Annotated in this window: 16 protein-coding genes; 5 read left to right on the top strand and 11 right to left on the bottom strand. The window is 44.6% G+C overall.

Features of this window, described 5'->3' with window-relative positions:
* Positions 1-109 precede the first annotated feature (109 nt).
* The 6 genes from modB to NSQ58_RS09945 all read right to left on the bottom strand — a co-directional run bounded on the left by modB (position 110) and on the right by NSQ58_RS09945 (position 5,817).
* Positions 110-787 carry a molybdate ABC transporter permease subunit gene (gene modB / locus NSQ58_RS09970; RefSeq protein ID WP_028542273.1) on the bottom strand — a complete coding sequence of 226 codons (678 nt, stop codon included), beginning with the start codon at positions 785-787 and terminating at the stop codon, positions 110-112.
* Positions 784-1,635 (bottom strand): molybdate ABC transporter substrate-binding protein, encoded by an 852-nt coding sequence (modA, locus tag NSQ58_RS09965; RefSeq protein ID WP_023989707.1) that lies wholly within the window; start codon positions 1,633-1,635, stop codon positions 784-786. Before modA ends, modB begins: the two co-directional genes overlap by 4 nt.
* A 29-nt stretch (positions 1,636-1,664) precedes the next feature.
* On the bottom strand, positions 1,665-2,384 hold the full coding sequence (ric, locus tag NSQ58_RS09960; RefSeq protein WP_023989708.1) for an iron-sulfur cluster repair di-iron protein: 720 nt from the start codon (positions 2,382-2,384) through the stop codon (positions 1,665-1,667).
* Positions 2,385-2,493: 109 nt separating this feature from the next.
* Entirely contained in the window at positions 2,494-3,915 is a 1,422-nt protein-coding gene (hemG, locus tag NSQ58_RS09955) for a protoporphyrinogen oxidase (protein ID WP_341057289.1), read from the bottom strand.
* Entirely contained in the window at positions 3,899-5,014 is a 1,116-nt protein-coding gene (locus NSQ58_RS09950; RefSeq protein ID WP_076295515.1) for a TIGR04053 family radical SAM/SPASM domain-containing protein, read from the bottom strand. The genes hemG and NSQ58_RS09950 overlap by 17 nt, the downstream gene beginning before the upstream one ends.
* 14 nt (positions 5,015-5,028) lie before the next feature.
* Entirely contained in the window at positions 5,029-5,817 is a 789-nt protein-coding gene (locus NSQ58_RS09945) for a YwiC-like family protein (RefSeq protein ID WP_341057287.1), read from the bottom strand.
* Between the two features lie 169 nt (positions 5,818-5,986).
* Here NSQ58_RS09945 and NSQ58_RS09940 point away from each other — a divergent pair, with 169 nt between their 5' ends.
* Positions 5,987-6,409, top strand: a complete 423-nt coding sequence (locus NSQ58_RS09940) for a hypothetical protein (RefSeq protein ID WP_023989712.1) — start codon at positions 5,987-5,989, stop codon at positions 6,407-6,409.
* Between the two features lie 29 nt (positions 6,410-6,438).
* Here NSQ58_RS09940 and NSQ58_RS09935 read toward each other — a convergent pair whose 3' ends face one another.
* From NSQ58_RS09935 to NSQ58_RS09915, 5 genes are all read right to left on the bottom strand, one after another.
* Positions 6,439-7,236, bottom strand: a complete 798-nt coding sequence (locus NSQ58_RS09935; RefSeq protein WP_341057286.1) for a hypothetical protein — start codon at positions 7,234-7,236, stop codon at positions 6,439-6,441.
* 78 nt (positions 7,237-7,314) lie between these two features.
* Positions 7,315-7,782 (bottom strand): hypothetical protein, encoded by a 468-nt coding sequence (locus NSQ58_RS09930; protein WP_341057284.1) that lies wholly within the window; start codon positions 7,780-7,782, stop codon positions 7,315-7,317.
* 33 nt (positions 7,783-7,815) lie between these two features.
* The gene (locus NSQ58_RS09925) at positions 7,816-8,295 is read right to left on the bottom strand and encodes a DUF6097 family protein (RefSeq protein WP_341057283.1); all 480 of its coding nucleotides are present in this window, start codon (positions 8,293-8,295) and stop codon (positions 7,816-7,818) included.
* 99 nt (positions 8,296-8,394) lie between these two features.
* Positions 8,395-9,105, bottom strand: a complete 711-nt coding sequence (locus tag NSQ58_RS09920; RefSeq protein ID WP_445671668.1) for a DUF1963 domain-containing protein — start codon at positions 9,103-9,105, stop codon at positions 8,395-8,397.
* A gap of 11 nt (positions 9,106-9,116) precedes the next feature.
* Positions 9,117-10,043, bottom strand: a complete 927-nt coding sequence (locus NSQ58_RS09915; RefSeq protein ID WP_341057281.1) for a cell division protein ZipA C-terminal FtsZ-binding domain-containing protein — start codon at positions 10,041-10,043, stop codon at positions 9,117-9,119.
* Between the two features lie 161 nt (positions 10,044-10,204).
* On the opposite strand from NSQ58_RS09915, the gene NSQ58_RS09910 reads away from it, so the two are divergent.
* From NSQ58_RS09910 to NSQ58_RS09895, 4 genes are all read left to right on the top strand, one after another.
* Positions 10,205-10,951, top strand: a complete 747-nt coding sequence (locus tag NSQ58_RS09910) for a hypothetical protein (RefSeq protein ID WP_341057769.1) — start codon at positions 10,205-10,207, stop codon at positions 10,949-10,951.
* A gap of 272 nt (positions 10,952-11,223) precedes the next feature.
* Positions 11,224-12,309: a WXG100 family type VII secretion target gene (locus tag NSQ58_RS09905; protein ID WP_341057280.1), complete on the top strand. Its 1,086-nt coding sequence runs from the start codon at positions 11,224-11,226 to the stop codon at positions 12,307-12,309.
* Positions 12,310-12,342: 33 nt separating this feature from the next.
* Positions 12,343-13,179 (top strand): hypothetical protein, encoded by an 837-nt coding sequence (locus tag NSQ58_RS09900; RefSeq protein ID WP_053325888.1) that lies wholly within the window; start codon positions 12,343-12,345, stop codon positions 13,177-13,179.
* On the top strand, positions 13,172-13,657 hold the full coding sequence (locus tag NSQ58_RS09895; RefSeq protein ID WP_341057279.1) for a DUF5381 family protein: 486 nt from the start codon (positions 13,172-13,174) through the stop codon (positions 13,655-13,657). The genes NSQ58_RS09900 and NSQ58_RS09895 overlap by 8 nt, the downstream gene beginning before the upstream one ends.
* The last annotated feature ends 11 nt before the right edge of the window (positions 13,658-13,668 follow it).

Genomic DNA, 13,668 nt, shown 5'->3' with positions numbered 1-13,668 from the left:
CATCTCTGTTCCCATTAGGGAATGTCCTATAGCGCTACAGGAAATCCCTCGTTCTATGGAAAGATACAAAAAAGCCTCCCCCTGCTAAAGGGAAGCTTGTATGGAGTAATTAATTGTTCTTTTGACCCGTTAACAGGAGCATGATAAAAGAAATGAGTATGATAGAGCATGTCCACGCCCAGGCCATAGGAAGATGACCAGCATCCACCGCAATATAAATGGCCGTCGGAATCGTTTGTGTTTTACCCGGAATATTTCCGGCAATCATCAGCGTAGCACCAAATTCGCCCAGGCCGCGGGCAAAACCGAGTATAAAGGCAGCCTTAAAAGAAGGGAAAATTAAAGGGAAGGTGATGTATCGAAAAACCTGCCATTCACTTGCACCCATCGAACGTCCCGCGTTTTCCAAGTCCCGGTCGACAGAAGACAGTCCCATTCTCAGCGTCCGATAGACAAGAGGAAAAGCCACTACCACCGCTGCTATAACCCCAGCCCACCACGAGAATATAATAGGCTCGCCAAACCATTGCTCCACAAACCGTCCGAACCCGCTTTTTCGTCCAAGTAATATGAGCAGTAAAAAACCAACAACCGTCGGTGGGAGTACCAAAGGCAGCATAAGCACGGTTTCAACAACCGTTTTCCCTTTAAATAATCCCAACCGCGACATTGACCATGCCACAAGCAAGCCTAATATGATTACCAGAACGCTGGATAACAGTGCAACCTGCAACGATAATCGGATAGGAGGCCAATATTCATTCCAATCTATATCTTGCATGCTCACTTCGGTATGGTAAATCCATACTTAGCCATAATATTCAGAGATTCTTGCGATTGTAGGTATGCATAAAAGTCTTCGGCTTCTTGAATGTGCTTTGAAGCTTTGACAATCCCGATTGGATACTCAACAGGTGAATAGGTTTTGGGATCCACCTCAAAGGCGATTTTTGCCTTCTGTGAAGTCAACGCATCTGTTTTATATACAAATCCGACATCAGCATTCCCCGTTTCCACATATTGCAGCACTTGTCTAACGTCTTTTGCTTGAACCAGCTTGCTCTGTAACGTGTCCCAAAGCTTCGCTTTCATCAGCGCTTCCTGTGCGTAGTTGCCCGCAGGGACACTTTCAGGAATTCCGATCGCAACTTTCTTCACTTCTTTTTTTGTTAAATCGGTTACACTCGCGATGTTCATCGTCCCGTCTGCAGGGATAACCGCGACCAATTCGTTCGTCAGCCACGTTTTTTGTTTTTTTGTATCTATTAACTGCTGATCAACAAGGGACTTCATGTTTTTGGTCGAAGCGGACAGAAACAAATCCGACGGCGCTCCTTGCTCAATTTGTTTTTCCAACGCACCAGAGCCGCCGAAGTTAAAATTCAATTTGATGCCTGTATGGGTTGATTCGTATGAATGCTGAATTTCTTTGAGCGCATCCGTTAAACTTGCTGCTGCGGATATGGTAAGCTCAATAGTTTCAGCCGTTTTCGAAGATGTCTGGCTGGAAGATCCATTCTTACCGGCGCTGCCAACATTTGAATCTAGTTGTTGTTTCGTACCGCATCCTGATAATAATAAAATGATGGAAATAACCAAAACGAAAACAGTGCTACTTTTAATGAATTTATGCATTTGGTTCGGCTCCTCATGTTCGTTCATCATCAATTAATGGGTTTCGCTATTAGCTGTGCCTGTCTCGTACGTTCGATCAGTGTACAATTTTCAAGAAGAATATGATTAAAAATATCTGCTTCCAGGTCTTCTAACCGCTTCAATACGAGTCGGTGCGTACCACAAGCTTCCTGCATCGGCTCAAAGCCGTTTGTGATCAAGCGCATTTCCTTCAGGAATTCCACCACCGTTTGATGCTCGTTTTGCAACTTGGACAAAATTGGATTCAACTCATCTGCTCGTTCCACTGTTGATTCTTGTAAAAATGCTTCAATCATCGGAAACACAAGGTCCTCCTCATTTTGAATATGTTCCGATAATTCCTGTTTAAGCAAGGTGAACAGTTCATTAACTCGCTTGAGATGCGAATAACGTTCACCGTGAACCCGCGTTAGTTTGGTTACATACGGCGTTAAGGCTGATAGTTCTTCCCGAAGCTTCGTATGATACTCATTTTGAATATAGGCGATTAGCTCTTTTGGTTCGAGTGAAGGAGGTTGCATTTGCTTATGCTGTGCCTGCTTTTCTTCCACTTCATGTATCTGCGTCAGCAGTTCATCAGCGTGGAGGCCTCGATTGGCTGCTGCTTCACGGAGCGATATCTTCCCTCCACAGCAGAAATCAATTCTCAGTTTGCGGAACAGGTCTCCCGTTTTGGGTACTGCTTTCACGATGTCCGCCACCCATGTTTCTTCCGTTAACTGGCTCATCTTCCATTCCTCCATCTTACTTCGATTTTATACTCAACTTTCATTCTACGTCTCCCTTAAAGCTGAACCAATCAGGGGGTTCCCTCTTTCACTAGTGGAAAGAGCCTGATTATAACAAATCAGAAAGCAACTGTTCAGCCGCTTCTTTCCCTTGAGCGATGCAATCTGGAATTCCAACGCCCCCATAGCCGGCACCGCATAGAAAAACACCCGGTAAATACTGTGCAAAGTCCTGTCTCATCTTCGCCATATGCTCTTTGTGTCCAATCGGATATTGCGGCATCGATCGATCACACCTACTGACTTCTGTGAATTCCGGTTCCGCTTCCAGGCCCATTAAATCTTTCAAATCCTTGCGCGCGGCATCCACAAGTTGATTGTCTGTCATTTGAACCCACTCCTGTGCACCTGCATGTCCGATATAGGTCCGTAAAAGCGTATATCCTTCAGGAGCAGTATGGCTCCACTTCGTCGAAGACCAAGTACATGCGGTAATCTTTTTGCCTTCTTTGCGGGGGACTAGAAATCCCGTTCCCTCAAAAGCAAAATTAAGATCTGTGTTTTTATAAGCAAGGGCAATATTGGCTACGGAAACATAGTGAATCTTGTGTAACCAGCTAGCGCTTGCAACGCCGGAAAATAATGTAGCCGCTTCAAAAGCTGGAACAGCACAAATCACCGCATCCGCATCTATTTTTTGTCCATGTTCTAAAATGACCTGATAACCGTTTTCTTTCCTTACTTCAACTACACCTTGCCCCATAACAAAACGTACGGTATCCAGCCTTTCCTTTAGCCGCTCCACGATCGTAGATAATCCTAGCCGATAAGAAAGAAACATACTTTTCTTAGCGATATCCGGCAGTTTGTCTTGTACTGCTGGCTTTCTTCCCGCCCCTTTAGACATACCCTTAATCAAACTTCCATGCTTTTGTTCCATTAGTTTAAATTGAGGGAAAGTTGACATAAGGCTCAGAGAATGAGTATCCCCAGCGTAAATTCCAGACAGCAGAGGTTCTGTAATCTGATCCAGAACTTCTTTGCCGAGACGCCGTTTGATAAAATCCCCTAGAGATTCGTCCTCATCACCTTTCTTCGCTGGAATGAATAAATCCAAGGCTGCCCGTGCTTTTCCCAGCGGAGAAATAAGCCCTGTCCGAATGAAGGGGGTGAGCTTTGTTGGAATGCCCAGAATGAAGCCCATCGGCATCGTATGAAGTTTGCCCTTATGCAAAATGCAAGCAGATTTGGCTTTCGGGTTTGTCGATACCAGCTCTGCTTCCAGCCCCAACTCCATGGTCAGATCCAATATTGCTGTCTTTCTGGCCAAGAAAGCATCTGGTCCTTTTTCGATCATAAAATCGTTTTGGCGAACGGTTTGTAGCTTTCCTCCCAGACGTTCACTTTTCTCCACCAGTGTAATCTCTACTTCAAGCTGCCTATCCTCAGCCAGCTTTTTCACATAAAAGGCAGCACTTAAACCGCTTATTCCTCCACCGAGAATAACGACTTTTTTAGAACTTTTTTTCATGAAAACACTTTTCCTCTCCAACTCCGGGTATATAAGCACAATAAGGGTCACTCTCCAAATAGTCTCCTGTTATTGCAAAAGCCCTTGCTCTAGAGCCCCCACAGACAGCCTTGAATTCACAGACTCCACATTTACCTTTAAGTAGGGACTTATCTCTAAGATTCATCATGATCGGAGAGTTGCGATAAATATCTGCCAGGCTATCCTTTCGTACATTCCCGCACATAAGAGGCAGGAAACCGCTCGGGTATACTTCGCCGATATGACTAATAAAAACAAATCCATCTCCATCATTTACGCCTTTAGGAGCACGTCCTAAAACATCTGCCCTTTTTTGTCCGTCTGCTACACTGCTCTCACCTGCTCTGTGCTTTTCCTGCAGTACGACCCTCCGGTAGTGAGGAGCTTCTGTAGCCTTCACACCGTACGGCATCTGTTGCTGTATTTGATACAGCCATTTCATTACGGCTTCATGCTCATCAGGAGTAATCATATCTTTCTCCATGCCACGTCCGGTTGGAACAAGGAAAAATAAACTCCATAACACGGCCTGCATTTCCTTTACCCTTTCTGCAATTTGCTCCAGATCATGAAGGTTGTACCGGGACACCGTCGTGTTCACTTGAATAGGGATATTCAGTTCCTTCAAATAACCAATTCCTCGCATGGTCGTATCGTAAGAACCTGCTGTACCCCTAAAATGATCGTGAATGTCTGCACATGAACCATCCAGACTAAACGCCCACCGCGATAACCCAACTTGCTTTGCTTTTTCTACCGCTGCTCGTGTCACTTTAGGGGTGGCACTGGGGGTCATTGAAACCGACAGATTTTTCTCTTCAATTGCATATCGAGCCAGTTCAAACAGATCAGGACGCATTAAAGGATCTCCGCCTGTGAATACAACCAACGGATGATTCATTTCAGCAATTTGATCTATCAGCTTCTTACCCTCTTCTAATGTCAGCTGGCGAGGATCAGGTTTGTACTGAGCTTCCGCTCTACAGTGAAGGCACTTTAAAGCACAAGCTCGTGTAACCTCCCAGATGACTATAAACGGATCTGTATGATAATCACGCGGCGTTTTCAAAGATATCATTGATGTCTCTCCTTTTAGAAGTATAAAAACAACACAAAAACATAGAGCATCATTGAAAATCCAATTTCCGCCATGCCAACTTGTTTTGCCTTTAATCCGAGTTTAGGAAGCCATATGGCTCGTATCAAAAAAATCAAAAAAGGAACAAACAGAGGTAACTTTAACCAGGTAGCAAACAACAAAATCACCAAATGATAGATGATGGAAGCATAATGGTAACGTATATTTTTTCTTTCACGAATGATCGTTTTGACATACAAAGCAGTTCCAATAAAGTAAAGCACCAAAAGTAAGAATAGCTCTGTTGCTACTCTCCAATCCTCTCCTCCCCCCATATAAATAACAGGGTATATAAAAGAACAAAAGAGTAGAATTGCAACAATGTCATTGAGTAAAGCACGTTCATTTTTCGTTTTTGCAAAATAAATATTAGCCATAAAAAAGAGCAATAGAAGAACTCCATACCAGATCAAAGCAGGCTCAAACCATATCAGTGAAATTAACAAAGGAAGTAATATCACTCCGTATACAACGGCGGGTTTGCGGTATCTTTCACTGCTGCCTGTTTTGATCCATTGGAGGACAGGAAAACTGAATAAGTAGATAAAAAACCAGCACACAAATAGGGGGATATGAATGAGTTCCCCTCGAGAAGCAGTTAAACCGAATAAAAATGGAAGAACGAGCATGGCCCAGGCTCCATGTTGATTAGGTATGTATCTGCTCATCCCCTTCAAACCCTTGATCCTTTTTTCACAATCTTTTTTATGTCTGTTATTTCGGTTAATCGATTCATCATCCATTCCCCCAAAATTGAGTTTTATCTTCTAACTTCATTCTAAGTATTATATGAAATTGAACCAATTAGGGAGTTCCCTTTTCCTTAGCGGGGAATATCCTAACCGGAAAAATAACGCTATTTTCTTATGCTATACTGTACTAAAAAAGGGAACAAAGAAAGGATGAACTGTTATGGGAGGACCTTCTTTACGTCAACTGCATGCTCATCATGCCATTCATCAAGGCGGGCTAACTGGCGCTCTAGATAAGACGAGAGAAGTAGAAGAATTACTCGAAGCAAAAGAATTCAAGGTGGCGCGTCAGGCTGCCGACCACTTGATCGAATATTGGGAAACCCGCATTCTCAGCCATGCTGATGCAGAAGAGGAAGGATTCTATCAGGAAAAGGTCGAGAAAAAACCGGAACTGCAGGAGGCTGTCGTCAAACTTACACGGGATCATGACCTGCTCCGAATCATTGTAAAAGAGCTCAAAGCCGGGATCCGTGAAGAAGGGCTTACGCCTGAAGTTCTTCAGCAGTTCCACGCGCTTCTGGTTGTCAATGCTATTCATAGTCGGGAAGAAGAACGTTTGTTGTTTGAGGAACCGTCATGATCAAGATGTGGCATAACGATTCACTTTCTCTATAAAAACGTACCGAAGAAATAGTCCAACGCCTCCTGCGAGTATCTGTCATCTCCTTGCCAAGCTGCTACGGAATAAAAATCATGATTGCCGTTCTGTCGTTTACGAGGCGTGTCCTGTGGGACCAGCAGTCCGGCATATCCCCACACCTCCATGACTACATCACGCTCGTTTTTGCTGGATGGAAACACATCCTTCCAGCGCTTTTCCAATTGACGTGCACTGCTTTGAGCCTCACAGTTCTGAACAGCTTCGAGCATGTTATGGAGTATAGCTAGATCCTCATCGGAAACCTGAACATCCTCTTCTTGACTGAACAATTCAAGGTCCATCCAGCAATATAGAAGGTGGTTCAGACGAATACCGCCCCATTTGATTCGTTCAAAATTCAGTACATTCAAATCTTCATTGACGTATTCCTTATCGGACATCACTTTATTAAAATTACAGTCCCCACAGCTACTGTAATTGGGCAAGACGACAGGCCGCTCCCCATACGTGTGTAAAGGAAGCCCTGCGGTTAATGCCCAGCTCGATAAGGCGCTTCGTAAATGAACCTTTTTCGTGGAAAGGCTGTGCAAAAATGCTGCTGCCACTCGCTCTTTTGTAGCCTTTTGCTGGTGCAGCTCATGTAGCCTGTTTATAATCTCGTTATGTGTAATGGTGATCGGATCGAACATCAAGCCCTTACTTTTGGCATATTCAAATTCCTCACCCGAAAAAGATTCCCGCTCCTGCTTCCAGCCGCTAGAGGACCAGAATGTGTTCATCAGTATTTTTTTCGCCTTTTTATCCACAACACATCTCCCTTACTCATCCAACACCCTCACCTCCAGCACAAAGCGCAGGGTTGTCGTGTATTTTATGTAAGATCACTATTCATCTTTATACTTAAAAGCAATGGCCGTATTTCCCGACCGGGGGTCAAAATAAGAAGAGATTTTCCCCCAGTTCAGTTCATATTCCATATAGGGGTAAGGCTTTGTTTGACGATAGCTTGGCTTCACGGACAAATGTTGCTGTAACAAACGATCATGCTCCCTTTGCCGCTTTCTCTCCCCTTCCTCAGACCAATTATCCCACGAAGTTGGAAATTCATCGCCCTGGAGCGAAATCTCCACGACAATTAGGCTTGTATCCTTAAAGCATACAGACACAAAAAAATGCCGACGCAGCAAAGAAACCTGATCGAAATGATACCAGATGTAGTTATTCCCTAGCCTTCTTACAGAATGAAAATATTTCGAATACCAAGTGGTCTCTAACAACTGATCTTCTGTTAAAGATGAGTAGATAGCACGCTCACCATCGACCTGAATGATTCCCGATTCCCAGTCATTCATTGCTGCCACTCCTTCAGCTATTATGCCAATCTCCTACAGCTGCTCTCTGTCCTCATGATTGAAAATGGCCTGCCAGGCCCGATCTAGCACGTGCGTATGTAATCGTCTGGCATAGACATTTCTAACGATGGCAAGAACGATCACACTCACGAATACAACACTGAGCAAAGTGATAGAGGGAACCCAATGGTCAAACATGGCATTCGCCAGCACTTGCAGCAAATGTCGTTCGGGTTGTAAATATTCCACCGCCGCAACGATGCCTGCTGCCAACAATATGATCACAGATATGATCATAAGCATTACATTGATTACTTTGTATTTGGCAAGCCCTCGCTGAAAAACGCGAGTTCCAGCATATTGCTCCAGCACGATGATCTGCTTGTGAAAATCATTTTCTACCTGCTCTACAGGCAGATCGTGCTTCTGAATAAATGCATAGGCTTTCTTCAATTCGGATTGAATAAATAAACTACTCTGGATAGCAGATCCCAGCTGACCTAAAACATTCATATCTTTTTACCCCACTTCAATAGTGTCTAACTTACGAGTATATAGGGTTGCCATGCTCTACAACACGATCGGTTCCAGACTGCTCTCTAAGTGAGCTAATCAGTAAAAATCAAAGTAACCCCGCCAGGCTCCTTCATTCTGATGCTTGGCAAAATAAAAGCTGCCTCCATCGACAATATTCAATTCGGCTTTGGCATCTGAAGCAATCTGAAACACAAATTCATAGCCCTCGCCAAAGTCGATGCCCGATTGAACAAAGCTGGGATAGCCACCGATTTTGTGAACCGCATATATTTCCTCTACAATGTCCTCAAAATAGTCGGGTTCCTCCTCGTCCATATGGTTGAGGGCATCGCCATATTCCTCAGGAATGTCTTCACCGTCCCAGACCGGATAGTCATTCTCTTTGAGCTCTGGGAATAGCGGGGACGCCTTGATTTGCATAAATGCCGGACCAAAATCTTTTTCGACCAAATCCTCTAACGACGTATACTCACGAATACACATATATCCTTCCATGTCCTCATGATCCAGTACATCAGGAGACAGAAAGACCGTCAACAGCTTGACACTGTGTATAGCCGGAGGAACAAAGGGCAAGGCAGGCAAATACAATTGCATGATCGGAGCCATAACATTCCCCTGTACATCAATGGGTTGCTCCTCCGTTGGCAAAGCCACTGTAACTCTACCAATCCAGCTCTGTTCAAGGGAACCGGACGGTCTACGGCCCCCTGTATGGAAAATAGTAGCTTTACGTTTTAGAATCGTTCTTAGCTTCTCAATAGCGTTGCTGGACAACGAAACCACTCCTTTCTAATCTAGAATAGAAACGCAACAACATCCTCTCCTGCTTTAAAACCAAACTCACTTAAGCGGTCTTCCATCTCTTGAATCTGACGTAGATAATCTTCCGGCACAGCTGGCAGACCCTGTTCATTCACTAATGTCCCGCCAAGTCTGGCGCGTGCATATTCGGCACTTTTCCACATCGCCTCAAACACAGTTTGCGGCTGTACGGTTCGTACCCCATCCATACTGAAAATCAAATCGGCAAAGCGATCCTCCGCGAGTGTACTCAACCCAAAAAATCCAGGCTCGGTTCCCGTATGTACACTAAATAGTTCATCATAGCCTCCCGGCCCGTGATGGTGTGCATGGAAAATATCCATATCTCCCCACTCCACTCCGAGACTCAGCATGACATCCCAGATATCCGCTCCACGGTAAGATTGGCCTTGATCCGCTACCAGCCTAAGCATGACAGCATGTTCCCTTTCACCTTCCTGATCTGTAAATGCTTTAAGTTTTTCCGCTTTTGCACGTGCACGGGCAGCATCCTCCCGAGGAAGCACATGAACGGTGCCCTTCTCCTGAAAACGCGCTGGCAGTGTGTTCATAAAGTCTGCAACCTTGGCTTCATCTAAACGAATCTGCATCTCTACATTATCGAATATATCCATACAAATACAGATTTTATCAAAATGGCATTCGCCTGCCGATCTGCGTCCCACACTAGTCCATATCTGCAAATCATGCACATGTCCATACACGATATACCCCTTAAGCAATTGCAAAATATCCTCATCTGATAACGTAAAACCGCTGAATTCCACGTCAATCAGCCAATAGATATTAGAATCAGGCTCCACTTGATGGATTCCTTTTATGGTCTTCACAGGCTCATGTTCCAACTCCACGGCAAGGATGCTAGATACATCCTCACCCCCATGTTCAGGTAAATTCATGAATCTCCCTCCTAGCTAGCTGTTTTCACTTTACAGTTTCCTATAATTCTCAATCTATATTAAACTATAACTCACCAAGCACAAAATAGTATAAAAACGGTGCTGGGTTGTTGAACATAACTTTTTAGAAACTTCACAGCTTCGAAAGGGGAGAACTCATGATGCAAAAACTTTGGCAACAAGGGAAGGCTTTGTCTCTGCCTATTATGGTGTCCGCATCGCTAATATCTGGAGCGCTGTCTGTAAGTACACCTGCGGCGAATGCGGCTGCAACCAAGGAATTGCTTCAGCTATCCGGTCAGACGACTTACTATGGAGAGGTCGAGAATGGGCAGCCCAACGGACGTGGTACGATCAAATGGAGCGAATATAAGCAGTATTCGGGTGATTTTGTGAATGGCAAGCGCTCAGGTACCGGAAAATATATAAATCAATACACCGATGCAGATGGACAAAATCATAAAGTCGTATACAACGGCACATGGAGCAATGACACGATGAGTGGCAAGGGTACGCAGACTGAAAAATTGACCCAAATGGACGGAACCGTACGTTCGAACGAGATCCAAGTAGGTACCTTTCAGAACAATGGATTACAGAGTGGCTACCAAGTGATCCACGCTGTGGCCGATCCAGACTACAGCTTCACTTATAAAAATAGCAAAGAAATACTAAATATCTTGCACAGTAATCAAGATCTGGTCCAAAGATGGCAAAAAGGAGATCTCTTCTCCGTAAATTATAAAAATGGCTCTGTCCAAAAGGAATACTCTATGTTCCCTGAAGAGACTGCTACCAAAGAACGTCAAAGACAAGCGTCCATCAAGTATCTCAAAGGAATTACTGCCAAGGTCACTCCTTATTTGCAGCAGTTTGAAAAGCTGTCCAAGCAGATTCCGCTAAAATAATTAAAACGACGCGAAATATGTATTAGCTTCTACGCAAGAAGGCCTCTCTTTCTAATGGAAAGCTCCATTTGAAAAGAGGGGCTTTTTTCGTTTTCGTTATGAATGGCATATAAGAACTTCGGAGCATAACACCTCCTACTATTCTCCCTTATGAATCCTCAGGAACTCATACAAATGACTTATTTTTCACTTAAATCCCCTCCTTTTTTTGCTAACCCCCACTAGATTCACTAGAATATAAGTAATTATTTTAATCATCCGAGGTGGACATCATGGCTAAAATTATGGTTCCTCCTGAGAAACTAGAGGCGGTTTCCAGGCAGTTCGCACAAGCACGTGAGCTGGGGGCACAAATTTGCGGACAACTGTCACAGCATATTCAGATGTTGGAAAATAGCTGGGCGGGAACAACACAGCAGCGCTTTTATCAGGATTTTCATAAAGCGCGTGGACAAATGGATGCTTTCACTCAAACTGTCGATTCTGTCAGCACAGAGCTGCGTTCCATTGCAGTAAAATTCAAGGAAACAGACACCCAAGCAGACACGGGTATTCCCAAAGGAGATCACAGCGGACAGATCGGCAGCAGTGAAGGGGCAACTTCCGGGAAAAAAGGACCCGATCCAGCAGATATAGCTATTAACAGCATTTCAGAAACCAATAAATGGCGCGGGCAACTGGGATTTGCCGGAACAGCTATCTATAGCGGTCTGGCTTCCACACTTGTGCTCACCAAAACAGTAGAATTCAAGAAAAGTCTGAAGAATCCCACTCGAGCGGTTATACATAATGCGGCATGGGTGAATGGCAAGGGTAACAATGCGTTTATGCGTAATTTGGGCAAAAGCCTAAACCGCCAATTCGCTAAACCCGGTATTGTGATGAAGGGTTTAAAGGGCTTTGATCGTTTAGCTGGAAAGCTTCAAATGGGTAAGCTTGGCCTCGGATTCAACAAAGCCAATAGCTTTCCTCAGTGGACGCGGAACGTCATCGCCGGGGTGGAAAAAGGCCGTTACGGCATAGCCACCCGCCAAATTCCCGGCATGATTGCCAAAAAGCTATACCCTATTAATGCCACCATGAATATTGTGGGCGAGGGTATCAGTCTGGCTGGAAAATGGAAAAGCGGGAAGCTTACCGGAACGGATGTGGCTGTATCTGCTTCTAACGTAGCGATTAAAACCGCTGCAACTTATGGCGGTGCTGTTGCTTTGGGAGCCGTAGGCGGCGCTATCGGTGGTCCGGTCGGTGCAGCCGTCGGTGCTTACGTCGGCGGTACGGTGGGAAGCTGGGCAGGTGGAAAGGTCGCCAAATTCGCCGAAAAAGGGATACGTTGGGCCAGCAAACTATTTAAATGACATACACCTAACAGATGGAGAAGGAGCCTAACTATGGACAAACAAACGGTAATTTTAACGCTTGAGGAACTAGGCTTTGCCTTGACCGCACTGGGCGCAGAAGACATGGCTTCTGGTCTGCTCCAATCTTATTACGGGGAACTGACCGAAGATCGCTGGGAACTGCTTTTTCATGCCGCAACGCATAGCCTGATATCCAAGGGTTTGATGGAACAACGAGATGACGAGCAACAACAGCTTGAATTTGATGCGTTCATTGTTGAAATGCTAGCTCATCTGGTACAAAGTCGTCAGATGCTACGTGGCTACAAGGAGCAACAGGATAAGCAAAATACATTAACGATACACCATGGAAATGAACGTTTTCTGTATCATTTTTCCAGCCACAATGAACTCCATTTCTTTCGCTGGTCTTCCCCAGAAGACTGGCATCACGACATTGATCAATTGTTCGGCCTGCTTGCTTCGAACTTCAATGAGCACAGCCGATACGTCGATCTGACAGAAGAACAGTGGAATGAGTTAACCTCTTCCAGCTTCAGCATGCAGCAAATGACAACGTGGAAGCTTCATGAGTCCGCTCAGCAAATAATACAAGACTGGCGAGAGGATTTTGATCGTAATCAGTGTAGCCTAGATAATTTGAGCCAGATGATATACGCGGATACGGATGAAGATGGACCTTCCGTTACAAATCTACTATTTGTTCTTAAAGGAACGAATGATGTGTGGATCGTAAGAAATACAGAACTGGATATGCAGGCCACCCCATGTCTGCGTATTGAAAGTGTAACCGAAGCTGACTGGAGAGAACGAATAACTTATTTCATTCAGGAGTTTGTACGCGACGAGGCGGTATTCCGTGGATAAAATTGTATATCGAAGATCTTTGGCATTTTGGAAAGCCATGGGCAGCTTGATGTTTGTGCTTATCTGTCTGTTTTTGCTGCTGCTCATTTTTATCGACGAAGATATCTCAGCTCTACAAATCTTCTTCTTTATTACCTCCGCCATTATCGGATTTCCTTTTTTTGGTATCTATCTCGTGGTTTGTTTGAGCAGAACGCTTCGTAAGGATACCTACCTGTTCATCTTTGACGAGCATAGCATTTCCGATGGTATTCGAACTGTCCCATGGTCTGCAATCACTAAAGTCGAATTCGAAGGAGCCTCCATCCGCAAATGGCTGCGCCCTCGCTTTCCCGCCTTTATTTTTCATCTGAATGACCGCAGCACCTGGGAAGTCAGCACCGATTATGTGTTGAACGATATGGAGCTGAACCAAGCCGGGAAACAACTTCGAACTCTCATTAACCAGCATGGCAAGCCAAAGAAAAAACGTTCCTGAATAGTGCCATT

The organism is Paenibacillus sp. FSL M7-0134 (genome assembly GCF_038007865.1).
GTDB classification, from domain to species: domain Bacteria; phylum Bacillota; class Bacilli; order Paenibacillales; family Paenibacillaceae; genus Paenibacillus; species Paenibacillus polymyxa_B.
This window is presented reverse-complemented; position numbering and strand designations above follow the sequence as displayed.